General features: G+C 64.0%; 24 protein-coding genes and 2 pseudogenes. 13 read left to right on the plus strand and 13 right to left on the minus strand.

Going from position 1 to position 22812, the window contains the following annotated elements:
* The first annotated feature begins 52 nt into the window (after nucleotides 1–52).
* The 6 genes from AOT87_RS24630 to AOT87_RS28105 are packed head-to-tail and all read left to right on the plus strand — an operon-like array spanning nucleotide 53 to nucleotide 4278.
* Nucleotides 53–1033: an ABC transporter substrate-binding protein gene (locus tag AOT87_RS24630; RefSeq protein ID WP_081343266.1), complete on the plus strand. Its 981-nt coding sequence runs from the start codon at nucleotides 53–55 to the stop codon at nucleotides 1031–1033.
* A complete protein-coding gene (locus tag AOT87_RS24635) occupies nucleotides 1033–1425 on the plus strand; it encodes a hypothetical protein (RefSeq protein ID WP_030097251.1) in 393 nt (130 codons plus the stop codon). Before AOT87_RS24630 ends, AOT87_RS24635 begins: the two co-directional genes overlap by 1 nt.
* 10 nt (nucleotides 1426–1435) lie before the next feature.
* The gene (locus tag AOT87_RS24640; protein WP_030097252.1) at nucleotides 1436–2149 is read left to right on the plus strand and encodes a queuosine precursor transporter; all 714 of its coding nucleotides are present in this window, start codon (nucleotides 1436–1438) and stop codon (nucleotides 2147–2149) included.
* 39 nt (nucleotides 2150–2188) lie between these two features.
* The gene (locus tag AOT87_RS24645) at nucleotides 2189–2836 is read left to right on the plus strand and encodes an allophanate hydrolase subunit 1 (RefSeq protein ID WP_057965456.1); all 648 of its coding nucleotides are present in this window, start codon (nucleotides 2189–2191) and stop codon (nucleotides 2834–2836) included.
* Nucleotides 2833–3708 (plus strand): 5-oxoprolinase/urea amidolyase family protein, encoded by an 876-nt coding sequence (locus tag AOT87_RS24650; protein ID WP_057965457.1) that lies wholly within the window; start codon nucleotides 2833–2835, stop codon nucleotides 3706–3708. Before AOT87_RS24645 ends, AOT87_RS24650 begins: the two co-directional genes overlap by 4 nt.
* Nucleotides 3709–3726: 18 nt before the next feature.
* Complete coding sequence (locus AOT87_RS28105; RefSeq protein ID WP_070947394.1) at nucleotides 3727–4278, plus strand: GNAT family N-acetyltransferase; 552 nt, start codon at nucleotides 3727–3729, stop codon at nucleotides 4276–4278.
* 59 nt (nucleotides 4279–4337) lie between these two features.
* On the opposite strand, the pseudogene AOT87_RS29640 reads toward AOT87_RS28105, so the two are convergent.
* From AOT87_RS29640 to AOT87_RS24670, 3 genes and pseudogenes are all read right to left on the minus strand, one after another.
* Nucleotides 4338–4898, minus strand: a pseudogene (locus AOT87_RS29640) (VC0807 family protein); the annotation flags it as partial.
* Nucleotides 4899–4942: 44 nt separating this feature from the next.
* Nucleotides 4943–5611, minus strand: a complete 669-nt coding sequence (locus AOT87_RS24665; protein WP_057969112.1) for a VC0807 family protein — start codon at nucleotides 5609–5611, stop codon at nucleotides 4943–4945.
* A 20-nt stretch (nucleotides 5612–5631) separates the two neighbouring features.
* Complete coding sequence (locus AOT87_RS24670) at nucleotides 5632–6291, minus strand: VC0807 family protein (RefSeq protein ID WP_057969111.1); 660 nt, start codon at nucleotides 6289–6291, stop codon at nucleotides 5632–5634.
* A 171-nt stretch (nucleotides 6292–6462) separates the two neighbouring features.
* Between AOT87_RS24670 and AOT87_RS24675 the strand changes: the two genes are divergently transcribed.
* Nucleotides 6463–6891 (plus strand): Hsp20/alpha crystallin family protein, encoded by a 429-nt coding sequence (locus AOT87_RS24675; protein ID WP_030097258.1) that lies wholly within the window; start codon nucleotides 6463–6465, stop codon nucleotides 6889–6891.
* A 27-nt stretch (nucleotides 6892–6918) separates the two neighbouring features.
* Here AOT87_RS24675 and AOT87_RS24680 read toward each other — a convergent pair.
* Nucleotides 6919–7879 (minus strand): annotated as a pseudogene (locus AOT87_RS24680) (acyl-ACP desaturase).
* 254 nt (nucleotides 7880–8133) lie between these two features.
* The gene (locus AOT87_RS28900; protein WP_157859033.1) at nucleotides 8134–8301 is read right to left on the minus strand and encodes a hypothetical protein; all 168 of its coding nucleotides are present in this window, start codon (nucleotides 8299–8301) and stop codon (nucleotides 8134–8136) included.
* 186 nt (nucleotides 8302–8487) lie between these two features.
* On the opposite strand from AOT87_RS28900, the gene AOT87_RS24690 reads away from it, so the two are divergent.
* The 3 genes from AOT87_RS24690 (at nucleotide 8488) to AOT87_RS24700 (ending at nucleotide 13399) form a co-directional block, all read left to right on the plus strand.
* A complete protein-coding gene (locus tag AOT87_RS24690) occupies nucleotides 8488–9222 on the plus strand; it encodes a cutinase family protein (RefSeq protein WP_057970129.1) in 735 nt (244 codons plus the stop codon).
* A gap of 139 nt (nucleotides 9223–9361) precedes the next feature.
* Complete coding sequence (locus AOT87_RS24695) at nucleotides 9362–12583, plus strand: cytochrome P450 (RefSeq protein ID WP_234797231.1); 3222 nt, start codon at nucleotides 9362–9364, stop codon at nucleotides 12581–12583.
* A gap of 87 nt (nucleotides 12584–12670) precedes the next feature.
* On the plus strand, nucleotides 12671–13399 hold the full coding sequence (locus AOT87_RS24700; RefSeq protein WP_057968451.1) for an isochorismatase family protein: 729 nt from the start codon (nucleotides 12671–12673) through the stop codon (nucleotides 13397–13399).
* A 60-nt stretch (nucleotides 13400–13459) separates the two neighbouring features.
* Here AOT87_RS24700 and AOT87_RS24705 read toward each other — a convergent pair whose 3' ends face one another.
* Nucleotides 13460–13987: an alkyl hydroperoxide reductase gene (locus tag AOT87_RS24705; RefSeq protein WP_057968450.1), complete on the minus strand. Its 528-nt coding sequence runs from the start codon at nucleotides 13985–13987 to the stop codon at nucleotides 13460–13462.
* A 1-nt stretch (nucleotide 13988) separates the two neighbouring features.
* Entirely contained in the window at nucleotides 13989–14576 is a 588-nt protein-coding gene (locus AOT87_RS24710; RefSeq protein ID WP_030097266.1) for a peroxiredoxin, read from the minus strand.
* A 96-nt stretch (nucleotides 14577–14672) separates the two neighbouring features.
* Between AOT87_RS24710 and AOT87_RS24715 the strand changes: the two genes are divergently transcribed.
* Entirely contained in the window at nucleotides 14673–15611 is a 939-nt protein-coding gene (locus AOT87_RS24715) for a hydrogen peroxide-inducible genes activator (protein WP_057968449.1), read from the plus strand.
* Here the strand turns inward: AOT87_RS24715 and AOT87_RS24720 are convergent.
* Genes AOT87_RS24720 through AOT87_RS24735 form a run of 4 tightly spaced genes read right to left on the minus strand, consistent with a single transcriptional unit; the run spans nucleotide 15608 to nucleotide 18566 of the window.
* Nucleotides 15608–16372 (minus strand): isocitrate lyase/phosphoenolpyruvate mutase family protein, encoded by a 765-nt coding sequence (locus AOT87_RS24720; RefSeq protein ID WP_057968448.1) that lies wholly within the window; start codon nucleotides 16370–16372, stop codon nucleotides 15608–15610. The two genes, AOT87_RS24715 and AOT87_RS24720, sit on opposite strands and share 4 nt — an antisense overlap.
* Nucleotides 16373–16401: 29 nt before the next feature.
* Entirely contained in the window at nucleotides 16402–17094 is a 693-nt protein-coding gene (locus AOT87_RS24725; protein WP_057968447.1) for a GntR family transcriptional regulator, read from the minus strand.
* Nucleotides 17075–17812, minus strand: a complete 738-nt coding sequence (locus AOT87_RS24730) for a maleate cis-trans isomerase (RefSeq protein WP_078322941.1) — start codon at nucleotides 17810–17812, stop codon at nucleotides 17075–17077. Before AOT87_RS24730 ends, AOT87_RS24725 begins: the two co-directional genes overlap by 20 nt.
* Nucleotides 17805–18566, minus strand: a complete 762-nt coding sequence (locus AOT87_RS24735; RefSeq protein ID WP_030097271.1) for an Asp/Glu/hydantoin racemase — start codon at nucleotides 18564–18566, stop codon at nucleotides 17805–17807. The genes AOT87_RS24730 and AOT87_RS24735 overlap by 8 nt, the downstream gene beginning before the upstream one ends.
* A 190-nt stretch (nucleotides 18567–18756) precedes the next feature.
* Between AOT87_RS24735 and AOT87_RS24740 the strand changes: the two genes are divergently transcribed.
* Nucleotides 18757–19623: a D-2-hydroxyacid dehydrogenase gene (locus AOT87_RS24740; RefSeq protein WP_234797234.1), complete on the plus strand. Its 867-nt coding sequence runs from the start codon at nucleotides 18757–18759 to the stop codon at nucleotides 19621–19623.
* A complete protein-coding gene (locus AOT87_RS24745) occupies nucleotides 19616–21007 on the plus strand; it encodes an amidase (protein WP_057968445.1) in 1392 nt (463 codons plus the stop codon). The genes AOT87_RS24740 and AOT87_RS24745 overlap by 8 nt, the downstream gene beginning before the upstream one ends.
* Before the next feature lie 7 nt (nucleotides 21008–21014).
* Here the strand turns inward: AOT87_RS24745 and AOT87_RS24750 are convergent, their stop codons facing one another.
* Both AOT87_RS24750 and AOT87_RS24755 read right to left on the minus strand, forming a co-directional pair.
* On the minus strand, nucleotides 21015–21509 hold the full coding sequence (locus tag AOT87_RS24750; protein WP_030097274.1) for a DUF3830 family protein: 495 nt from the start codon (nucleotides 21507–21509) through the stop codon (nucleotides 21015–21017).
* A complete protein-coding gene (locus AOT87_RS24755; protein WP_109398624.1) occupies nucleotides 21509–22714 on the minus strand; it encodes an aminotransferase class III-fold pyridoxal phosphate-dependent enzyme in 1206 nt (401 codons plus the stop codon). The genes AOT87_RS24750 and AOT87_RS24755 overlap by 1 nt, the downstream gene beginning before the upstream one ends.
* Between the last annotated feature and the right edge of the window lie 98 nt (nucleotides 22715–22812).

The raw sequence follows: 22812 nt of genomic DNA on the forward strand, positions 1-22812 counted from the left end.
GCCGCACCCCCTGAGTGCATGTGCCAGCTACTCTCGATATGTGCCGTCCGCGATATTGACCCGCCGCGGGTTTCTCGCTGCCGGTGCCACGCTCGCCGCGGGCACCGCGCTGGCTGCCTGCACCAAGGACTCTCCTCCCACTTCCGAGCGCAACGGTGTCGCCGTCATCAAGCACGCGTTCGGCACCACCGAAGTCAAGACTCCGCCGCAGCGCATCGTCAGTGCCGGGTACACCGAGCATGACTACCTGCTGGCGCTGGGCATCGTCCCTATCGCGGTCACCGAGTGGTACGGAGGATTCCCCTTCGCCACCTGGCCATGGGCTACCGATCGCCTGGGCGCGGCCACACCCGAGGTGCTCACCCTTACCGACGGACTGATGGTCGACAAGATCGCATCCCTGAAACCCGACCTCATCCTGGCCACCAACGCCGGGCTGGATCAGGACAACTACAACAAGTTGTCCGGTATCGCACCGACCATCGCGCAGTCGGGCAAGTACGCGTTCTTCGAGCCGTGGAAAGACCAGGCCAAGGCCATCGGGCAGTCCGTATTCAAGCCGTCGGGGATGGACGCGGTGGTGCAGGCCGTCGACAGCAGATTCACTTCGGCCACGTCTGCGCACCCCAGCTTCAAGGATAAGAAGGTCATCTACCTGCAGGGTGAACTGCTCGACGGACAGGCCATCGCGTGTCGATCCGGACCGCGCACCGGATTCCTCAGCTCCCTCGGATTGGCTGTTCCCGCCGAATTGGACAGCTACGGCAAGGCCGACCAGCTCGCCCATCTTCCGGCCGATCAGCTTGCCAGTGTGCTCGGGCAGGCCGATGTGCTGCTGTGGGGCACCGAATCCGACGAACAGAGCACCGCGCTGCAGGCCGACCCGGTGATCACCAAACTGGGCTCCTCGCTGCTGAACCGCAGCATTTTCACCAGCAAGGAGTTGGCCGGCGCCATCAACTTCAGCTCGCCGCTGAGTCTGACCTACGTGGCGGACAACCTGGTCCCCCAGCTGGCCCGAGTACTGGGGTGATGAACTACCCACCCGCCCGACCGGCCCAGCCGTATTGGGCTGACGTTGTGATTCGCGTAGTCGGCGGCATCGTCGGCGCCATAGCTCTTGGTGTCTTCGCACTGGGTGCATACATGGTGTTGTCGACCCGGCTGTCGTCGAATCCGTTCGCCGACCCGCACGGCTACGGGCTGATCATCGGAATGGTGCTCGCCCTGCCCTGCGGACTGCTGGCCTCAGGCACGCTGCCGTTGGCGCTTCCCCGCAGGCAATGGCTTCGCGCCTTCACCATCGGCTTCGTCGTGTATCTCGCGTCAGCGGCATTGTTGATCTACTCGGCCGCCACCATGCCCAACCGCCCTCCGCCCTGCGCGACAAATCCACCCGCGCCGCATTGCAAGCACGCACCCTAGACTTCGCGGAATGGCGACAAGCGAGGTCGAGACAAGCCCCCAGGATCATGTGGTCTTCGCCCAGGTAGGCCGCAGCTACTATCCGCTGCTGTCGGCTGTCTTTGTCGGAGTCGTACTCATCTCGAACGTGGCTGCCACCAAGGCAATTGGCTTTGGCCCTGTGGTCGGCGATTGGTCGCTGATCACCGACGGGGCGTTTGTGCTGTTCCCGCTGAGCTATGTGATCGGCGATGTGCTCAGTGAGGTCTACGGGTATCGCGCCACCAACCGGGTGATCCTGCTCGGGTTCGCGATGGAGCTCCTGGCATGCCTGGTGTTGTGGACGGCCAAGATCCTGCCGCCCGCCGACTTCTATCCCAACCAGGAGGCCTTTTCCACCATCGTCACCAGCATCACCACGCTCATGGTGGCAGGACTCGCGGGATATCTTGTTGGACAAACACTTAACGCGCTCGTGGTGGTGCGGATGAAGAAGCGTTCCAAGGAACGCCACCTGTGGGCGCGACTGGTGGGTTCGACGGTTATCGGCGAGTTCGCCGATTCACTGGTGTTCTGTTCCATCGCGGCCACCGCGCTGGGCATTCACACCTTCGGCCAGTTGGCGACGTACACGGCCCTGGGCTGGATCTTCAAGTCGGTGGTGGAGATCGTGATGCTGCCGATTACCTATCGGGTGATCGCCTACATCAAGAAGCACGAGCCGACTTATACACAGGCCGGATAAATGCGCCCCTAGGCGTGGCCACGGGAGTACCGTCGAAATATGAGTACCGCAACGGATTTGAAGGTGCGGGATCACGGGGATCGGGCGTTGTTGCTCGAGTGCACATCCGTGCAGGAAGTGCTGGCGTGGACGTCGGCGCTGAATGCCGACCCTATCGACGGCGTCACCGATATCGTTCCCGCGTCCCGGACCGTACTTCTCAAGCTCGACAGCCCGGCCGACCAGGCCATAGTGCGGCACCGGCTGACGCAACGCACGGCACCGTCGGGCACGGCGGAGAGCACCGCCTCACCACCGGTGACCATCCCGGTCCGGTACGACGGTCTCGATCTCGAAGAGGTTGCCGAACACACGGGCCTCGGTGTAGACGGTGTCATCGCGGCACACACCGGAACGGTATGGACCGTCGGATTCTGCGGATTCGCACCGGGATTCGCGTACCTCGTGGGCGGGGACACGCGTCTGGCCATCCCGCGCCGCGCCGACCCGCGCACCAAGGTACCTGCCGGGGCCGTCGCACTCGCCGGCGAGTTCAGTGGGATTTACCCGCGTGAATCTCCCGGCGGCTGGCAACTGATCGGCAGCACCGACGCCGTCATCTGGGATCTCGACCGCAACCCACCTGCGTTACTGACGCCCGGTACCCGTGTCCAGTTCCAAGTCCAAACCCAGGGGACGATCGAATGAGACCCACCCTTGAGGTAATGCGCACCGGCCCTCTCGCCCTGATTCAGGACCTCGGCCGCGTCGGCAAGGCGGCCATGGGTGTCGGACGCTCCGGGGCAGCCGATCGCAAATCGCATTCGCTGGCCAACCGGTTGGTGGCGAACCCCGACCATCTGGCGACCATCGAGGTGACACTGGGCGGCATGTCATTTCGGGTCTCCGGTGGCGATGCGGTGGTGGCTGTTACCGGTGCCGACACCGATCCGTCCGTCAATGGAATTCCCTTCGGTACCAACAGTATTACCCAAGTTCAAGATGGCGATGTGGTGTCGCTCGGCGCACCGCTCAGTGGCCTGCGTAGCTACGTGGCCGTGCGCGGTGGAGTCAGCGTGGCGCCGGTGATGGGCTCGCGCAGCTTCGACATCCTGTCTGGCATCGGCCCCAAGCCGCTGCAGGCCGGGGACAGGCTGCCGGTCGGACCACGGTCCCCTTCCTTCCCGGAGATCGAGCAAGCACCGGTGGCCACCATGTCCGATGACATCGTCGAACTCAAGGTGGTGCCCGGTCCGCGTGACGACTGGTTCGTCGATCCCGACGAGCTGACACACGGCAGCTGGATCGTCTCCGATCGCAGCGACCGGGTAGGCACCCGGCTCAGCGGTAAGCCTCTGGAGCTACGCGACCCCGCCAGGCAGCTGCCGAGCGAGGGCGTGATCCGCGGTGCAATCCAGGTGCCACCCGGCGGCCAGCCCGTTATCCTGGGCCCTGACCATCCGGTGACCGGCGGCTATCCTGTCATCGGGGTGATCACCGATCAGGATGTGGACCTGGCCGCCCAGGTGCGGCCAGGACAAACCGTTCGGTTCCGCTGGTCAAGACCGCGCCTCAGCTAGGAGCATCCCGTGTCTACGATGCCGACCGTACCCGTCATCCGGACCCACACCGCGCGACTCATCCACACCGCCGATCTGGATAGCGAAACACGCCATGCGGCAAGGGAATTACTGATCGAAGCCTTTGAGGGCGAGTTCACCGAGGAAGACTGGGAACATTGCCTGGGCGGTATGCATGCGCTCATCTGGTACCACGGCACACTCATCGCCCACGCCGCAGTGATCCAGCGCCGGCTGCTCCATCAAGGGCGGGCCATACGCACCGGATACGTGGAAGGCGTTGCGGTAGATAGCGACTGGCGCGGCAACGGGCTCGGGCGCGCAATCATGGACGCGGCCGAACAGGTTTTGCGTGGCGCCTATGAACTGGGCGCGTTGAGCGCCGATGACGAGGTCGCACCGTTCTATCGGGCGCGCGGCTGGGTCCCCTGGCTCGGAACCACTCCCGTCGCGACCGCAGACGGCATCGTGCCCGCAGAGGATGAGGGCGTGCACGTACTGCCGATGAGTTCCGGGGTTGACCCCTCCGGCTCACTGACCTGTGATTGGCGCGGCGGCGACGCCTGGTGATGTCCGCGGCGACGCAGGAACACCCAGATCACCGCGATCACAAACGCCAGCCGTGCAGCACTGCCGGCCGTCGCCAGTAGGCCGTTGACCACCTGCGCGATGTCCACCGGATACCGCAGGATGATCCCCGCCATCGCAGCGGCCTGTACCAACTCCAGCGAGCCGACGATCACACAGAGCCGCACATGCATCCGGTGATAGGCGCGCAAGTCCGCATCGCCCCAGTGATGACGTGCTACCCAACCCGGGCGGATCATGTCGATGATGACTTCGGTGAGAGGCCGTTTCGTCAGACAGCTACCGATATAGAACAGGCCGAACAACACCACCGGGACCACATGGGTGAGTTGAGCCAGCTGTGGTGAGCTGGTCAGCAGGGCGACCACGAGCGTCGCGCCGTGCATCAGCATGATGAATCCCGCGACGATGTCGAAGCGCCTGTCTCGTAATGCCGTGTAGATGACGCGCAGCGCCGAGACCACCGCCGCGGCCATCAGGGCATGCAACTCCGAGGCACCCAGCAGGCGCATCCCGTAGTACGTACCCAGGCCGAGCGCGGCACTGACCAAAGCGTGTCCGAGTGTGAATTTCCCTGCACCCTTACCCAACCCACTCACCACAGCGACGGTACCGACGCAATCTAAGAGAGCCTGAGAAAGCGGGGCTACCTGCCAGCGAGGGCGCGTTCCTTACGGCGCAAGTACATCCGGATCGCAACGACGACGCCCACGATCAGTCCCCCCGTGGTCAGCATCGACACCACCGGGTTCACCGCCTGGACCACATCGACGGAGAAGCTGTAAATGATCACCACCATCAAGGCACAGAACAGCAGGCTGAAGATCCCGCACCAGAAGCTGACGAGAACATGCAGCCGGTGGTACGAGCGCTGGTCCTCATCGGTCCAGCCCTGTTCCTCGGCCAGTTTCTCCACGCCGCCGGGCCAGAGTTTCGTGACCAACAGCTCAGTCAGTGGCTTGCCGATGAGCGCACTGACCAGAAAATAGGTGGCCAGCAACATGCCCGGCACCTCATTAGTGACCTGTGACAAACGTGGGTCGCGGGTGAGCCACGCCATGACGAGGCTGACGCCAAAGATCGGCACCACCAGCAATGAGACCGGATCCAGGGCCCGCTTCCACGCCATTTTCGCCAACGCCTGGGCGGCCGATACCGCGGTGGCGGCCATCAGCGCGTGCAGCTCCGAGAAGCCTGCCAGGCGCAGACCGAAGTAGGCGCATAGCGCGGGTCCGACATTGAGCAGCCCCTCGATCAAAAGCTGGCGGGGCGAGATCCCGCTCTCGGTTTCGGGCTGCTCGGTGGACAGGGACACCGCGCGACTGTATCCGGTCGTCAGGCCGCGGGCGAGTCGTACGTCATGCGCTGGAGGTAGCGCCGGATAACCACAATGATGCCGATGATCAGCCCCATTGTCGTCACCAGGGAGAAGATTTGGTTGACCGCCTGGGCGATATCAACCGAGAAGCTGTAGATGATGACGATCGATATTGCCGACAGCAGCAGGCTGATGACACCGCACCACAAACTCACGTGGACATGCATCCGGTGATACGAACGGAAGTTCTCCGGAGTCCAATGATGTTCGGCTGCAATCTCTTCGATTCGCCCAGGCCGAGCCTTCGCGATCATCAGTTCGGTGAGGGGCTTGCCGATGAACGCACTTCCGATAAGAAACAGCGATAGCAGGATGCCGGGAATCGTGTTGGATACCTGGGCCATACGTGCATCAGAGGTGATGAGCGCGATGACCAGACTCAGCCCGAAGTTGAACATCAGGAAGCCCGACAGGACGTCGAACTTGCGGTTCTTGACCACCGTGATCAACACCTGAATCGCGGCGACCACCGTGGCAGCAATCAACGCGTGAATCTCGGGTTGCCCAAAGGTGCGTAGCAGGTAATAGGTGCCGAGCGATGGTCCGACGCTGGCAAGGGTGTGCCGGAGCACGACGCGCGCTGACGCCTTCTGATTCTCTGCGGGCTGCTCGGGCACGCCGGCGAGGGTACCCGGCGAAACTGGGAATCAGAGGCTGGCACGCAGCGGCGATGAGCTCGCGCGCGCGTTCGCCGTCGGCGTACAGAAAACGGAACTTTAGCGCGAGTCACTCAAGTTTGTACGTGTGACGGCCGGTTGAGATTCCGGCCCTATAGAAGGAGACACGCTATGAGCAATCTGGTTTGGACACGCCGCAGCCCGTTCGCCGAGTTCGACGCGCTGGTACGTCAGTCCTTCGGCCCTGCCACCAGCTGGCCCACCCCCGGTTTCGTTCCGTCCGCCGAGGTCGTGAAGGACGGCGATGACGCCCTGGTCCGTCTGGACCTGCCCGGCGTCGACGTCGACCAGGACGTCACGGTCGAGGTGGAACGCGGCAAGTTGGTGGTGTCCGGTGAGCGCCGCGACGCACGCGCCGAACAGACGGAAGGACGCGTACTGCGCGAGGTCCGCTACGGCACGTTCCGTCGCACCTTCACATTGCCCACCCATGTGACGGGTGATGCGATCTCGGCGAGCTACGACGCGGGCGTGCTGACCGTCAAGGTCGCCGGCGCCTACGCAAACGCCGAGGCGCAGAAGATCGAGATCACCAAGTAATCGGCAGGCCGAGAAGGGAAGTCCGCACTATCCGGCGCGGGCTTCCTTTTTCTTCGCCTCACGGGCCAGCATGCGGTCGCGCTGCTCTTCGAACTTAATGACTTGGCGCTTAAGGTCTTCCACGTACGCGGCGAGCTGCTCGCGTCGCTGCTCTCCCTTGGCACTGAAATCACTGCGATCGAAGATCCGCCACTTCCGTAGATTCGGCGTAACAACCTCTTCGAGATGCTGGCGGGGGTCGTAAATGCCGTGTTTGGCCATCAGCACACCATTACGACGGAAGTTCGGCATGCCCTGTCCGGGCATGCGGAAGTTCTCGATCACCGCGGCAATCGCCTCCAACGCCTGATCTGGCACGAGATCCAGTGCGGCACTGCACATATTGCGATAGAAGATCATGTGCAGGTTCTCGTCGGCAGCGACACGTTGCAGCATCCGGTCCGCGACGGGGTCGTCGCACACCTTGCCGGTGTTGCGGTGGCTGACGCGGGTCGCCAGCTCCTGCAACGTGGTGTACGCGACCGAGAGCAGGAAGTCGGTCTTGTGTACCGACTCTTCCTCATCGGTGGGATTGAAGCCCGCGGTCATGTGTTCCATCCGCGCCCGCTCCAACGCCACCGGATCTACTCCCCGCGTCACAACCAGATAGTCGCGAATGACGATGCCGTGCCGGTTCTCCTCGGCGGCCCACCCAGGTTCCCCAGGCACCATCGAGACCGAAGTACTGGGCCGCCTGACGGTGGTAGGACGGCAGGTTGTCCTCGGTAAGCAGATTGGTGATCATCGCCGCCTTGGCAACTTCGCTCAGCTGTGACTGCTCCGGGTCCCAGTCGTCGCCGCCCATCTGCGCGAAATTACGACCGCGTTCCCAGGGAACGTAGTCGTGCGGATGCCACTCCGTGGCCACCGACAAATGCCGGTTAAGGTTGGCTTCAGCAACGGGTTCCAACTCGCTGAGCATCTCAAGGTCGGTCAACTCTCTTGACATTTCACCTTGTCTTTCGCGTTGGAACCCCGAGCCCACGCACAGGGTAACTTATCTGAGCAATGCCTTAAGGCGCCTGTCAGTCACGACTGATTGCCTGCAACTTCCACCCCGACCACACCGCCGGACGGGTCACCATGCCTGTTCGGCCCCCACAGCTGGGCAACGGCTTGCTACAGACCCGATATTCGAACCGGCTTCGCAGCACCATAGCGCCGTGAGAGCAACATCACTAATCGGGCCGTGTCACATCGCCCTCACACCGAGGAATCGCCGCCCGAGTCCAACATCGGGGCCAGATAGTCCAGCGCAAACCGGCGCGCCTGTTCCGGAGTCTCCAGGCCTATCACCGTCTGCCGCGTCAGAATCAAGGACAGGGCAATACGTATATGCAGCTCGGCGACCGTACGCAAGTGAGCCAACATCCGCCCCGAAACCTCTGCGTCACCGTAGATCTCCGAGGGGCTGATCCTGGCCCTGAACGCTGCCGCCGGCGTGGCGAGCGGAAACAAGTCATCCGTAACCCAGGCCGTCCCGGCCTCCTAGGAGTCCTCCGTCGCACTGGGCGGGCAATCGAGCCGGTCGGTATTTTGAAAGCCGTGCGAACTGCGATGTGCCGCGCGGCAGCGGCCGCCACTGCCTTCTTGATCCTGCTCGGCGGGTACGGGCTGCAATCCCCGCAGACCGCGCACGCCTCGAGCTGCACTGACATTGACCTGGCCTTTGCGCGTGGCACCAACGAGCCCGCAGGCCTGGGCGACGTCGGTAAGTCATTCAACGACGCGGTCCAGAAACAGCTGAAGGGCGCCAAGGGGATGAGCATCTCCACCTATGGGGTGGACTATCCCGCGAGTGTCGACTTCATCCAGGCCGGCAAGGGATCGGACGATCTGAGCAAGCACATCCAGAAGACGGCCGCCGACTGCCCGAAGATGAAATTCGTCGTCGGCGGGTACGCGCAGGGTGCGGCGGTGGTCGATGTGCTGCTGGGTAACACACCGCCGGGTACCTACACCTTCACCAATCCCCTACCCGCCGGGCTCGAGGACCGCATCGTGTCGATTGTGCTGTTCGGGGATCCCAAGAACATCCGCCCGCCCGGCGTGGATGTGAATCTCGCGATCCGGGAAGACCTGTTGCACAAGGTGATTGACGTCTGCAACCCCGGAGACTTCTTCTGCGACCCGCAGGGCGGGGACATCGTCTCGCACACCACCTACGCCAAGGACAAACTCACCGACGGCGCGGCGGAGACTGTGGTCCAGCGGCTGGTCGCCGCGTTGGGAAATCGCTGCCAGGGCAGTGAACCGTCGGGCGCCTCCGCGACCTGCGCGCCCAGCGCATAGCGGGAGGCAGGCACCCCCGTTTTGCTGGTTCCTGCATGCCGCGACGGCCTGACGCAGAACAATCAAACCACCCCAAACCACGACATTGCGTGGGTTGTAGCCACATGTGTACAGTCGTGGATGGCCATGCTGTAGACGAATGACTACAGCGGCAGGAGCGGAGGGCGACGAGCGCATGAGCAGCGATATTCGCGTGGTGGAGCCGGGCGAGTACACCTCACCCGCACGTCCACCGGAGATCGAAGGCATTCCCTGCGCCGACGGAAGACCACTGCCACCCGGCCCGGTGCCGGGCCGCCCCTATGCGCTGCCCGCAGATCTCCTCGTCGAGGAGTTCGGACCGCTCTTCTATGCCGATTTCGGAGTTTCGCGCCGGCTGTATGCGTGCTCGCTGGCACTGGTCGAGGAGCTGTGCGACGAGAGCCGGTTCATCAAGGGCATCACCGACCGGCTGGACCGATTCCGTCCACTCGCGGGCGACGGATTGTTCACCGCCTACCCGGGCGAGCCGAACTGGCAGAAGGCCCACGATGTTCTGTTGCCCGGCTTCAGCTTCAGCGGTCTACGCAACTACCACCCGGCCATGCTCGATATCAATCGTCAGCTCCTTGCCCGGTGGGATGCGAGCACCGGCGAGCATCTTGTGGACGTGGCCGAGGATCTGGGCAAGCTCGCCATGGACACGGTCGGGCTAGCCGGGTTCGGGGCGAGGTTCGACTCCTACCAGCGGGAGGGACTTGCGGCTATTCCGGCGAGCTTCGCCGTCGCGCTGCACCAGATGCTGGCTCCTGGAGGCGAGAACAGCGACCTGTTCGCGGCCGAACAGCAGAAGCTGCACACCTTCATCGATGAGCTCATCACCCGGCACGACGACGGTGCGGACGAGCACGAGAACCTGCTCGGACTCATGCTCGCGCCCGGCACCCCGCAGACCCCGGCACTGGAGCTGAGCAGCGTTCATTCTCAGGTCCTGACGTTCTTGATCGCCGGGCAGGACACCACCTCCACGGTGATGCCGACGGCGCTCTACAGCCTGGTCAAAAACCCTGCCGTGCTTCACCGGGCTCAGGCCGAAGTTGACGCGCTGTTCGGGCCAGGAGACGAGCACAGCCCCACGTTCGACGAAATCGGCAAGCTCCGCTACATCCGTCAAATCGTGGACGAGACACTCAGGCTTTCGCCCCCGGTCCGTGAATTCGACCGAATGGCAACAGAAGACACCCTGCTCGCCGGGCGCTACCCGGTGCGCAAGGGTGAAGTAGTCACTGTCCTCACGACCGCGCTGCACCGTCAGCCGCAATGGGGCGACAACGTGGAGACTTTCGACCCAGACCGGTTCTCGCCGGAACGATCCGCCAAGCGACCGGTGAACCTGTTCAAGCCTTTCGGCACCGGAGCCCGATCCTGCATCGGACGGCAGTTCGCGCTGCACGAGGCAACGATGGCCCTAGCGACACTGGTACACAGATACCGCTTCATCGACTCCGAGCACTACCAGTTGCGAACCCAAAGTGATCTCATCCGGAAACCGGTGGGCTTTCGGATTGGCTTGGCGCGACGTACTTCCCAGGACCGCCAGCATGAGCCGGCAGCCACGACCACCCCGACACCACAGGAGTCGCGGCAACTGACGGTCACCGCTGTACCCGGATCGGCGCTGACCGTCTTCCATGGCTCAAACCTGGGCACCTGTCGGGCACTGGCACACCAACTGGCTGAGGAAGCTTCCGATCTCGGCTACCGGACGACGGTGGCCCCGCTGAACGAAGCGACACACGCCCTGCCCAGCGAGGGCGCCATGGTGGTCGTCGCCTCCTCCTACAACGGTCAACCGACCGACGATGCCCGACAGTTCCTCACCTGGCTCGATAGCGCAGAAGCGCGTGCGGACGGCGCGCTGCGCTACGCGGTACTCGGCGTCGGAGACCGGAACTGGCCCGAGACGTACCAGGCGGTGCCTCGAAAAATCGATGAACGCCTGGCCGCGCTCGGTGGTACGCCAATTGTTTCCCGTTGCGAGGCAGACACTTCCGGCGATTTCGCAGGCAGCGTCGAGTCCTTCTCGCAAGCACTCTGGACGTCGCTGGGCACGGTCGCCAGTGCGGATACTCCCAGCGGTACCCTCGAGGGTCCCCTTTACGAACTCCGCGCCATCGACGGGCCGGTGACGGCGGCAATCGATGCCCGGTTCGAGGTAATACCCATGACCGTTCTGGAGAACCGGGAACTGGTCGGCGCCAACAACCCACTGGGACAGGCCAAGCGGCTGGTACGGGTGGCATTACCCGCCGACGTCGAGTACCACACCGGGGATCACCTCACCGTCCTCGCGGACAACCAGCCCGAAGTCGTGGACAAAGCCGGAGAGTTGCTCGGCCTCATCCTGGACCGGCGCATCTCCATCAACACCCGGCGCAACAGCCGCCGGGCCATTGCGCTGGACCGCGAAGTAAGCGTGCGCGAGCTACTCACCCACTTCGTCGAACTGCGCAAGCCGACCACCAGAACGCAGCTGCTCCGGCTGGCCGCCGCGAACCCCTGTCCACCGGAACGATCCGCGCTGGAGGCGCTCGCCGAGCATCCGGAGACACGCTCGCTCGGTATCGCAGGGTGCCTCATGGAGTTTCCCGCCACCACGCTGTCGCGCGCCGAACTTCTTGAACTGTTCGAGCCGATGACGCCACGGCACTACTCGATAGCCTCCTCGGCCCGGCAGAGCCCGGGGATCGTCGAGCTGGTGGTCAGCGTGCTCGATGCCCCCGCCCGATCCGGGTTCGGAGATTATCAAGGAGTGGCCTCCAACTACCTCGCCAACATCACACCAGGACAACAGATCCGGGCACGGGTCGATCAGGCCCGGCAGGCGTTTCGTGCCGGGGCCAACCCCGCCCGCAATGTCATCTTGGTCAGTGCCGGTACCGGAGTCGCACCGTTCCGGGGATTTGTCGGTGACCGGCTGGCCGCACAGCGCGCCGGCGAGTCGTATGCTCCGGCACTCTGCTTCTTCGGCGTCCGGCATCCGGAAGTCGACTATCTGTTCCGGGACGAGTTCGCGGCCGCCGAACAGTCGGGCGTGGTCCACATGCGCCCGGCGTTCTCTCGCGCATCCGAGAACGGCATCAAGTATGTACAAGACCGGATTGCCGCCGACGCGGACGACGTCTGGGATCTGCTCGGCGATCCGGCCAAACAGACCCATGTGTATGTCTGTGGCGACGGCGGCAAGATGGCCCCAGCCGTCCGGGAGGCGTTCTTGGATATCTACCGAAAGCACACCGGCGCCACCGAACCTCAGGCGCGGAACTGGCTTACCGGCCTGGTGGAGGCCGATCGCTACGTGGAGGACGTCTGGACCGAGTGAGGCATACACTCCCGCGCCGCGAAGCCCGGCCTCAGCGGCACGTAGTGTTTCTTGAAGGTCCCTGACTCTTCAAGAAGGAGTGAATCGATGCGCAGACGCACCTTTCTCCGTTCCAGCTCCGTGGCATTGCCCGCCGTCGCACTGGGCCTCTCGACATCCGGGAGCGCCACTGCCGACGTCCGTCCCACCGGGTCAATTGCCTACCCGTTCAGCACCATTGATGTACCTGCGAAAAGCGCGCCGTGGACCCTGGAAACGAACCGCGCCGTGCTGCTGGTCCACGATATGCAGCACTATTTTGTGAAGGCATATGCGCCGCATGCCGATCCCATCGCCACCGTGCTGAAGAACATCAAGAGCCTGCTCGACGTCGCGCATGCCCGCGGTGTGCCCGTGCTCTACTCAGCGCAGCCCGGCGGTATGACACCGGAGCAGCGAGGACTCTTCGGCCAGCTCTATGGGCCGGGCATGCCGGACGACGACGCCGAGCGCGCGATTGTCGATCCCATAGCCCCGATGACTACAGATACCGTGCTGACGAAATGGAAGTACAGCGAGTTCTTCCGCTCTGAACTTCTGGAGATTCTGCGTAACGCCCACCGCGATCAGCTGATCATCGTCGGCGTCTACGCCTTCTCCGGAATCACCGTGACATCCGCCGACGCGGTCCAGAACGATATTCAGGCATTCGTCGTCTCCGATGCCGTGGCGGACTACACCGCTACGGGGCACAACCAGGCACTCGCCTGGTGCGCGGAGCGGACCGCCAAAATACTGACCACCCGGTCCGCGATAGCGGCACTTGATAACTCGTAACAGCTGACGGCACGACAAAGGCCGCTTGCGTCACACGCAAGCGGCCTTATGTCTTTGTGCCTAGACCAGCGCGGGCACGGTGGCCAGCGCCTGGGCGACGCCCGAGACGATCGCCGCGATCTTGAGTGCCTCGAGAATCTGCTCGCGGGTCAATCCGGCCTCACGTAGCACCTTCTCGTGCGAACCGACGCAGAAGTGACAGCCGTTGATGGTCGACACCGCGAAGGACCACAGTTCGAACTCTGCCTTGTCGACGCCGGGGTTACCGATGATGTTCATCCGCAGACCCGGGCGCAGGTCGTCATAGGCACCATCGAGGAAGCCCCGCCCGCGGTAGAACACGTTGGTCATCGCCATGATCGAGGCCGCGCCGAGTGCGGCGTCGAGTGCCTCGGGCGACAGCACGGTGGCAGCCTCTTCGCGAATCTCCTTGAACACCTGATCGTTCCGGGTGGCCGCCGCCGTCGCGACGAGAGTGCCCCAGAGCTGGGCCGGCGACAGTACGGTGCCACGGGCGACCGTACCCAGGTTGAGCTTGAGATCCTTGGCGTACTCGGGCAGCGCCTCTTTCAGGTTTTCGATACCCATGTCAGACGCCCGCGCTCATGAGCTCGCCCGCATCGATCGTCGGGTCACCCTTGCGCCAGTTGCAGGCGCACAGCTCGTCGGACTGCAGCGCGTCGAGCACGCGGAGCACCTCGTCGACGTTGCGGCCCACCGAACCCGCGGTGACGGAGACGAACTGGATGATGTTGTCGGGGTCGACGATGAAGGTGGCGCGGTCGGCCACACCATCGGAGTTCAGCACGCCCGACGCCTCGGCCAGCTCGCGCTTGAGATCGCTGAGGATCGGGAACGGCAGGGTCTTGAGGTCCTCATGCTGTGCCCGCCACTGGAAGTGCACGAACTCGTTGTCCACCGACGCGCCCAGCACCTGGGTGTCGCGATCGGCGAACTCGTCGTTCAGACGACCGAAGGCCGCGATCTCGGTGGGGCACACGAAGGTGAAGTCCTTCGGCCAGAAGAAGATCACGCGCCACTTGCCGGGGTGGTCCTCGCTGGTGACGGTGGTGAAGTAGTCGTCAGGCTGCTGGGCGTTCACCTTCGACAGATCGCCGCCGATGACCGCAGTCAGGTTGTAGGCCGGGAATTCATCGCCGATGGTCCGCAGAGTCACGATTCTCCTTCACGTATTCGCTGAATGCTTACTGGCACCATCGTGCCGGAAATCTTTCAAAAACAAAACGTGATTGTTGGCACTATATTGATAGGTATGTCCGATCGTAGTTATCAGCCGACTCTGGTCGGCATGCGCGCTTTCGTGGCTATCGCACGAAAGCGGCACTTCGGAAGCGCCGCCGCCGAGCTCGGCGTGAGTCAGCCCTCGCTGTCGCAGGCCCTGTCCATGCTCGAAGAGGGGCTGGGGGTGCGGCTCGTCGAGCGCAACACCCGCAAGGTGCTGCTCACTCCGGAGGGCGAGGCGCTACTGGAGAAGGCCACCAGCGCGCTGGATGCGGTCGACGAATTCACCTCGGCCGCAAGCGGGGTACGCGATCCGTTTGCGCAGACGCTGCGACTCGGCTTGATTCCCACGGTGGCCCCCTATGTGCTGCCCATGGTGCTCAGCGGACTGTCCCGTGAGTTCCCGGAGATGTCCTTGCGGGTCACCGAGGACCAGACCGGCCGGCTGCTGCGGTCCCTGGCCGATGGGTCCCTGGATGTCGCGGTCATGGCGCTGCCCGCGCAAACTCCCGGTATGGCGGAGATCCCCATGTACCGGGAAGATTTCGTTCTTGCCTTGCCGTCCGGACATCCGCTTGCCGGCAGCACGAAGGTCGAGCCCGCTGATCTGGCGGACATGCCGCTGTTGTTGCTGGACGAGGGGCATTGCCTGCGCGATCAGGCTCTGGAGGTATGCCAACTCGCGGGGGTGCGGCCCGATCTCGGACACACCCGTGCGGCCTCGCTGGCCACTGCCGTGCAGTGTGTCGAGGGTGGCCTCGGCGTCACGCTCATCCCGGGCACCGCGGTCACCGCCGAGACCGCCAGCGGCGGACTGGCCACCGCCACCTTCGCGGCACCGGTACCAGGCCGCCGGATCGGCTTGGTGTACCGCGCGATCAGCGGCCGGGAGGACGCCTACCGACGGCTGGCCGAGCTGCTGACCCAACTTGTCGCGGCCGTGCACCCGGTCTTGGCCGAGGCGGTCTAACGCCAGCGGGCCAGGATTTCCTCGGCCCGGGCCGAGAGTGCGCGCTGCAAAAACGGTCCGAAACTGATCCGCCCGACACCCAACGGACCAAACGAGGCCGGATCATCCACATCGGGCAGCGCGATCGCGTTCACCGGAAGCGGCAGCTCAGATGTCAAGCGTCGCTGCACATCCGGATCATGACGGCCTACCGGGTACAGCGAGTCGGCGCCCGCCTCTGCAGCGAGCGTGAGCCGCGCGATGGCCCGATCCACCCGGTCCGATTCGTCCCCGATTTGGCGCAGGAGGATGTCCGTCCGCGCGTTGATCACTACCGGCACGCCCGACTCATCGGCCGCAACCCGCAGTGCCCCAACAAGATCGGCGTGCTCCTGCGGCTCACGAATCCGGCCGCCTTCGCTATGTACCGAGTCCTCGATGTTCAGACCGACCGCACCCGCCTCGATCAGTCCCTCGATGAGCCGCTGTGGCGTCTGCGCATAGCCGGACTCGATATCCACGGACACCGGCAGGTCGACCGCGGCGGTGATCTGCGAGACCCGTGCCACCACGTCCTCAAATGACATGCCCTCCGCATCGGCTTTGCCCACCGAATCGGCGAGCGGATGCGAACCCACCGTCAACGCCGCAAATCCGGCATCGGCGGCGAGCTTCGCGGACCAGGCATCCCACACCGTCGGCAGGAAGACCGGGTCACCCGGCACGTGAAACGATTTCAGCAGAACGGCCTTGGCGGCGAGATCACCGGAGGTGTTGGTCATGCCTACATCCAACCCGGTCCCGCGCCGATTTACTCCACCGGTGCGCCCGCGGAGCCGCGCCGTGCCATAAGGCGCGCGACCGCATCGTGCATATGCTCCTCGATCAATCGATACGCAGCAGGCGCATCACCGGCGCCGATCGCCGCGCACAGGACCTCATGCTCACGGACCTGATCCGTCAGGTCCGGGTAGGCGCCCTGCAGTTCCCCCAACAGCATCCGGGTCTCCAGCAGCAGGGTGCGCATGGCGCGGCGCAGCCGGGGGCTTCCCGAGGAGTCCACCAGCACCTCGTGAAAGTCCTGATCGGCGTCGGTCACCGCGACGATATCGCCGCGAACGGCGGCCTCCGTCATCACCGCCACGGGCACGAGCAGCCGCCGGTAGGCGGTGACGGTGTCGCCGGACATGATGCATTCCAACGCCGCTCGTTCGATGGCGGCCCGCGACCGGTAGACATCGTGGACGTCTTCATCGGTCAGCTCGATGACGAAGATGCCGCGATTGCGCTCACTGCGCAGCAGACCCTCCGATACGAGGCGCTGCATGGCTTCGCGCAGTGGTCCACGGGAGACCGCGAACTGCGCGGCCAATGACGCCTCCCCCAACTGGGCGCCGGGCGCCAGCACACCGCGCATGATCGCGATGCGCAACCGCTCGGCGATCAGTTCCGCGGTGGATTGCCGTTCCAGGGGCGCGAACTCCTCAGGTACCAGCGTCGTCATGTCGTCTCCTGAAAAGCCGCCCCAAACCCGGAAAATCGGGCACCTCTTTGATTAATCGCAAACCTTCCCACACCGTGACCTGGTTCGCGGTCAATACCACTTTGTCCAGCCGAGATTCGAGCCGCTCGACGTGCGCGACGGTGTGCATGGCGGTGTCGGGAATCAACAGCGCCTCGGCGCCTGGGTGGTCGTGCGCATCCGCCAGCTCGTCCACCTGGCTCGCGGTAAGCCGGCCCACCTCTGCCGCCGTGTCGATGCCCGCCTCGCCCATCGACACGACCTCAATGTCGTGCGCGGCCAGAAATGCGACGAACAGCTCGGCGATATCGCGCGGATAGCTCGCAGCCACCGCCACTTTCGAAATCCCGAGCGCTACGGCCGCGTTGACGAAGGCGAAGGACGTGCTCGACGCAGGCGTACCGCTGGACTCGGACAGGAGCGCCACTTGATGCGCCGCGCCCTGCGGACCGTAGACAAAGCTGCCCGAGGTGCACGCCCACACCACAGCACCCGGTTCATGAGGGCGCAGCAGTCGAGCACCCTCGGCGAGTTTCTCCGGACTGCCCAGATCGAGCAGTTCGGGCACGGCATGCAGGTCGGTGCCGTAGATGTGCACGACGGGGAAGTTCATGTCCAACTGGCGCGCCACCAGTGGGTAGTCCGACTCGGCCGCGTGATCCGGGTAGATAAATCCCACCGTCGGACGCGTATTACTCACTCGAACCTCCTCCGAAGACATCGCGAAGCCACTTACCGGGCCCCATCATGGGAAGACTCATCCGGTCCAGACAGGCCCAGATGGTCAGTTGGTTGGCCGTCAACACCGGCTTGCCGAGCAGCCGTTCCAACGGCTCGATCACGTCATAAGTGCGCAGATTGGTACAGCTGACGAAAATCGCTTCGGCATCATCGGTGTCGGCAGCGAGAATTCGCTCGGCGACGGTGCGGTAGTTGACCTTCCAGATGCCCCCGCCCAGGCCCAGATGATCTGTCCGCACCACCGTTACACCCAACTCCCCCAGGAACTTGGCGAGCAGCTCGGTCAGCTCGGCGTCGTAGGGAGTGATGACGCTGATCCGGCCGATACCCAGGGCGGTCACGGCCTCCGCCAGCGCTCCTGAGGTAGTGACGGCAGACTTGGCGCCGGTCGCCATGATGGCCTCGACCAGCGACCGCTCGTGTTCGACACCGCGAATGAAACTGCCCGAAGTGCACAGGTATGCAACGACTTCCGGCTCGACGTGCAGGACATCGCGGGTGGCCGCCTGCAGATGAGCGGTATTGGAAACCAACTCGGCCATGGCCCTGCTCACCGGTACCGGCTCATACGGGGTACGGGCCAGATGCAGCGATACCTCGGCCGGAACCCAACGCCACAGCTCACGCTCCAGTGCAAGGTCGAAAGGCGCAATGATGCCGATGCCGCGCTGATCAGCCGACTCCGAGAAATCGGGAAGAGACGAGAAATCCACCGGCAAGACCTAACACTCGCAGCATCGCTCCGCGCTCCGAGCGATCACTCAGATTGTTGACAATCATACGATATCTCCATACCGTGTCAACGTGAGCGCGCGCCCGATTCTCGCGGATGAGCAGCTTGCGCGAAGACCAGTGGTGGCCGTGCAGCACTCACCTAATTCGATACCGGACCGACTCGACACCATGGCCGCGTCCGCTGAGCTACGACTGGTGGAATCGGACCAACTCGCCACGGCGCTGCCCGGAGCCGAGATCCTCTTCGTCTACGACTTTCGTTCCTCGGCGCTGCGCGAAACATGGTCCGCCGCAGACTCATTACGCTGGGTGCAGATCGCGGCCACGGGTGCCGATCCGGTGCTGTTCGATGAACTCGTCGAGAGTGACGTAATACTGACCAATTCCCGCGGTCTGTTCGAGCGCCCCATCGCCGAGTACGTGCTGGCACAGATCCTGGCTTTCGCCAAGGACATTCGCCGTTCCACGCGTGCCCAGGCCGCGCTGAGCTGGCGCCATTTCGAATCAGAATCCATCGAAGGTGTGCCCGTAGCAGTACTCGGTACCGGACCGATCGGCCAGGCCATCGCCGCCCTCTTGGCCGCGGTGGGCATGCGGGTTACCGTGCTCGGCAGAACCGAATCCGCCGAATTGTCTTCCCATGTAGCCGATGTCGAGTATCTGGTGCTCGCGGCTCCGCTTACCGCGTGCACGCACGGAATTGTCAATGCACGCGTGCTCTCGGCGATGCCAACGACAGCCCGGCTGATCAATGTGGGCCGCGGCGAACTGGTGGGCACGTGGGATCTGGTGTCCGCACTGAACCAGGGAGCCATTGCCGGGGCCGCGTTGGACGTCACCGATCCCGAACCGCTGCCGGCGGGACATCCTCTGTGGCGCACACCGAATACGTACATCACCCCGCATAACAGTGGCGATGTACACGGATGGACCGACCGTCTTCAGGACCAGTTTGTCGCCAACTTCGACCGCTATCTGCGTGGCGAGGAACTTCTGAATATCGTCGACAAGGACAGGATGCACCGCAATGCATGAACCCACCGATCCCACCGAGATGACCGCTCTGGAGCTGGTGGCCGCGTACACCTCGGGTGAACTGTCTCCGGTGGAGGCGACAGCCGCGGTGTTGTCCAAAATCGCCCAAACCGATAGCGCCATCAATGCTTACTGCCTCGTCGACGAGGAAGCCGCTCTGGCAGCGGCCACACAATCCGAGGAGCGATGGCACGGTCACTACACCCGTGGACTACTCGACGGGGTGCCGATCTCCATCAAGGACGTCTTCCTGACCCAGAACTGGCCGACCCTGCGGGGCTCGGGCCTGGTCGATCCGGCTGGCCCATGGGAGGCAGATAGCCCCGCTGTACATCGCATCCGGGCCGACGGCATGGTCATGGTCGGCAAGACCACCACGCCCGAGCTGGCCTGGAAGGGGGTTACCGATAGCCGTCAGCGCGGAATCACCCATAACCCGGCCGACCCGCGCCGCACGGCAGGCGGGTCTTCCGGCGGCAGCGCGGCTGCGGTGGCCGCCGGCATGGGCCCGATGTCCATCGGCACCGATGGTGGGGGCAGCATCCGGATACCCGCCAGCTTCTGCGGCGTAGTCGGTTTCAAACCCACGCACGGCCGGGTCCCGATGTACCCGATCAGCCCCTTCGGGCCGCTGGCACACGGTGGCCCGATAACTCGCACGGTGGAAGACGCCGCGCTACTGATGGACATCATCAGCCTGCCGGACCACCGCGATCCCACCTCGCAGCCGCCCACCCTCACCACCTACCGCTCGCAGGTCTACCGGGATATGACAGGCCTGGATATCGCCTACTCACCCACGCTCGGCTACGCCGACGTCGATCGCGAGGTCGCCGACCTGGTCGAAAACGCGGTGAACGCCCTTGACGAGGCCGGGTTGCCCGTGACCCACGCAGATCCGGGATTCTCCGACCCCATCGATGCCTTCGAAATCCTATGGGCTGCAGGGGCAGCCGCCAGTCTCAACAACTATGGCACCCTCAGCGAGGTACGCGACGGGATAGATCCAGGGCTGGCCCAGATGTGGGACATCGGCCTTGAGGCCTCCGCCACCGAGTATCTGGGAGCACGCAACGCCTGTGTAGAACTGGGCGCCATCATGGGTGCTTTCCACGAGATCCACAATGTGCTCATCACCCCGACCGTGCCGATCCCCGCGTTCCCGTTGGGCGCCGACGTCCCGCCGAACTCAGGGATGCGCTGGTGGGCACAGTGGACACCATTCACTTACCCGTTCAACATGACTCAGCAGCCGGCCCTGTCGATTCCGGTGGGCCGCACCTCAACGGGGCTGCCGGTCGGCATGCAGATCATCGGCCCGCGGCACAGCGACGACCTGGTGCTGGCGGTCGGCCATTTCGCCGAGCGGGTGCTCGCGGGTTAGGCCCCAACTAAGCCCGCGCGAAGGCCAACTGCTCGCCCTGAACGCCGGTGAGCCACAGATCCTGGCAGGCGGCCGCGATATCGGCCAGACCCTCTTCGATGGTCGCGAACACATTCCCGGGCACCCATCCGGCGTCCCCGTTGATCAGCAGATTGTTGCGGCCATAGAAGATCGCCAGATCGGTGGCGCCCTGCGCCGAATGCGCTTCCGATCCCGGCTCGTACCCGTAGGCGGGGTTACCGATCTCCCATGGCTCGAACCCAAAGAAGCACACATCCCCGGGGATCGGGGTGATGGTTGGATTCTCCCGGCCGGGCGCCGGCAGTAACGGCGGCAGCAGGGTGTACACCTCGTTGCGCGCATACTTTGCGTGGTATGCCTGACCTACGACCGGCAGTGAGTTCCATACCGTTTCACAGGTTCTCGGTGCCTCAGCGTCGAGCAGCCGGGCACGGCAGGTGACGCCCCGCTTGGTCAGCGTGATGGATATGTAGCGATCCATCACAGCTCCGCCAACACGGTGCTCCAGATGCCCAGGGCATCGGATATCTGATCGGCCGTCACTACCAGGGGTGGAATCATCCGCACCACATTCATATGTGGACCGCACATCAGCAGGAGCAGCCCCTTCTCGGCCGCCAATGCCTGGGCCCGGGCGGCGAGCTGGGCCGCAGGCCTGCCGTCCGCACTGAACTCCACACCTACCATCAACCCCAGACCGCGCACATCACCGTCAATCCCTCTCTCGGCAGCGATCTTTCGCGCACCGCCGAGAAGCTCCCGGCCACGCGCCCGAGCGTTCTCGACGAGCCGTTCCTCGTCGAGCACGTCGAGGGTGGCCAGCGCAGCCGCACAGGCAACGGCATTGGCGCCATAGGTGCCGCCCTGCGAACCGGGCCAGGCACGCCCCATCAGCTCGGCAGAGGCCGCGATACCCGAGATGGGGAACCCGCTGGCGATTCCCTTGGCCATCACCAGAATGTCTGGCGTCACGCCAAAATGCTGATGGCCGAAATACTCTCCGGTGCGGCCGAATCCGGTCTGCACCTCGTCAACCACCAGTAGGATGCCGTGCTGGCGAGCGCGTTCGGCGACGCCGTTGAGGAACTCGGTGTTGGCGGGGATGTAACCGCCCTCGCCCAACACCGGTTCGATGACCAGCGCTGCCACCTGATTGGGTGCCGTCGCGGTGGCGAACAGGTAGTCCAGCTCTTGCAGCGCGAACCGGGTGGCCTCGGTCTCGCTCCAGCCATACCGATACGCCGTCGGGAAAGGAGCCGTGTACACGCCGGCCATCAAGGGGCCGATTCCCGATGAGAATCGTGGCCCCGAGGTGGTCATGGTGGCCGCGGCCAGGGTACGTCCGTGAAATCCACCTTGGAACACAACGATGTTCGGGCGGCCGGTGGCCTGCCGCGCCAACCGCACGGAGGCCTCGATGGCCTCGCTGCCCGAGTTGGCGAAGAACAACGAATCCAGATCCGCAGGCAACACATCACCAAGACGGCGCACCAGGTTTTGCAATGGTCGATGCATCACCGTGGTGTACTGCCCGTGAATGAGCGTGGCCACCTGCCGTTGCGCGGCCTCGACCACACGAGGATGGCAGTGACCCGTACTCACGACACCGATACCCGCAGTGAAATCCAGGTATTCATGGTCACTTTCGTCATACAGATAGCAACCCTGGCCTCGCACCGCCACCACCGAGGTGGCCTGCTTGAGCACGGGCGATAACGCAGTCACGGCATCCCTTCCACTGACATACTCAGAACTATTGTCGATTGTTGACAATCTCCCTAGCA

The organism is Mycobacteroides sp. H003, from assembly GCF_001440135.1.
Classification (GTDB): Bacteria; Actinomycetota; Actinomycetes; order Mycobacteriales; family Mycobacteriaceae; genus Mycobacterium; species Mycobacterium gwanakae.

Coding starts and splice junctions, on each gene's coding strand:
- AOT87_RS24635 (WP_030097251.1), top strand. CDS start 1,033: ATGAACTACCCACCCGCCCGACCGGCCCAGCCGTATTGGGCTGACGTT.
- AOT87_RS24645 (WP_057965456.1), top strand. CDS start 2,189: ATGAGTACCGCAACGGATTTGAAGGTGCGGGATCACGGGGATCGGGCG.
- AOT87_RS24700 (WP_057968451.1), top strand. CDS start 12,671: ATGCGCAGACGCACCTTTCTCCGTTCCAGCTCCGTGGCATTGCCCGCC.
- AOT87_RS24745 (WP_057968445.1), top strand. CDS start 19,616: ATGCATGAACCCACCGATCCCACCGAGATGACCGCTCTGGAGCTGGTG.
- AOT87_RS24675 (WP_030097258.1), top strand. CDS start 6,463: ATGAGCAATCTGGTTTGGACACGCCGCAGCCCGTTCGCCGAGTTCGAC.
- AOT87_RS28900 (WP_157859033.1), bottom strand. CDS start 8,301: ATGTTGGCTCACTTGCGTACGGTCGCCGAGCTGCATATACGTATTGCC.
- AOT87_RS24705 (WP_057968450.1), bottom strand. CDS start 13,987: ATGGGTATCGAAAACCTGAAAGAGGCGCTGCCCGAGTACGCCAAGGAT.
- AOT87_RS24725 (WP_057968447.1), bottom strand. CDS start 17,094: ATGACGACGCTGGTACCTGAGGAGTTCGCGCCCCTGGAACGGCAATCC.
- AOT87_RS24640 (WP_030097252.1), top strand. CDS start 1,436: ATGGCGACAAGCGAGGTCGAGACAAGCCCCCAGGATCATGTGGTCTTC.
- AOT87_RS24750 (WP_030097274.1), bottom strand. CDS start 21,509: ATGGATCGCTACATATCCATCACGCTGACCAAGCGGGGCGTCACCTGC.
- AOT87_RS24740 (WP_234797234.1), top strand. CDS start 18,757: ATGGCCGCGTCCGCTGAGCTACGACTGGTGGAATCGGACCAACTCGCC.
- AOT87_RS24720 (WP_057968448.1), bottom strand. CDS start 16,372: ATGACCAACACCTCCGGTGATCTCGCCGCCAAGGCCGTTCTGCTGAAA.
- AOT87_RS24695 (WP_234797231.1), top strand. CDS start 9,362: ATGACTACAGCGGCAGGAGCGGAGGGCGACGAGCGCATGAGCAGCGAT.
- AOT87_RS24715 (WP_057968449.1), top strand. CDS start 14,673: ATGTCCGATCGTAGTTATCAGCCGACTCTGGTCGGCATGCGCGCTTTC.
- AOT87_RS28105 (WP_070947394.1), top strand. CDS start 3,727: ATGCCGACCGTACCCGTCATCCGGACCCACACCGCGCGACTCATCCAC.
- AOT87_RS24650 (WP_057965457.1), top strand. CDS start 2,833: ATGAGACCCACCCTTGAGGTAATGCGCACCGGCCCTCTCGCCCTGATT.
- AOT87_RS24690 (WP_057970129.1), top strand. CDS start 8,488: ATGTGCCGCGCGGCAGCGGCCGCCACTGCCTTCTTGATCCTGCTCGGC.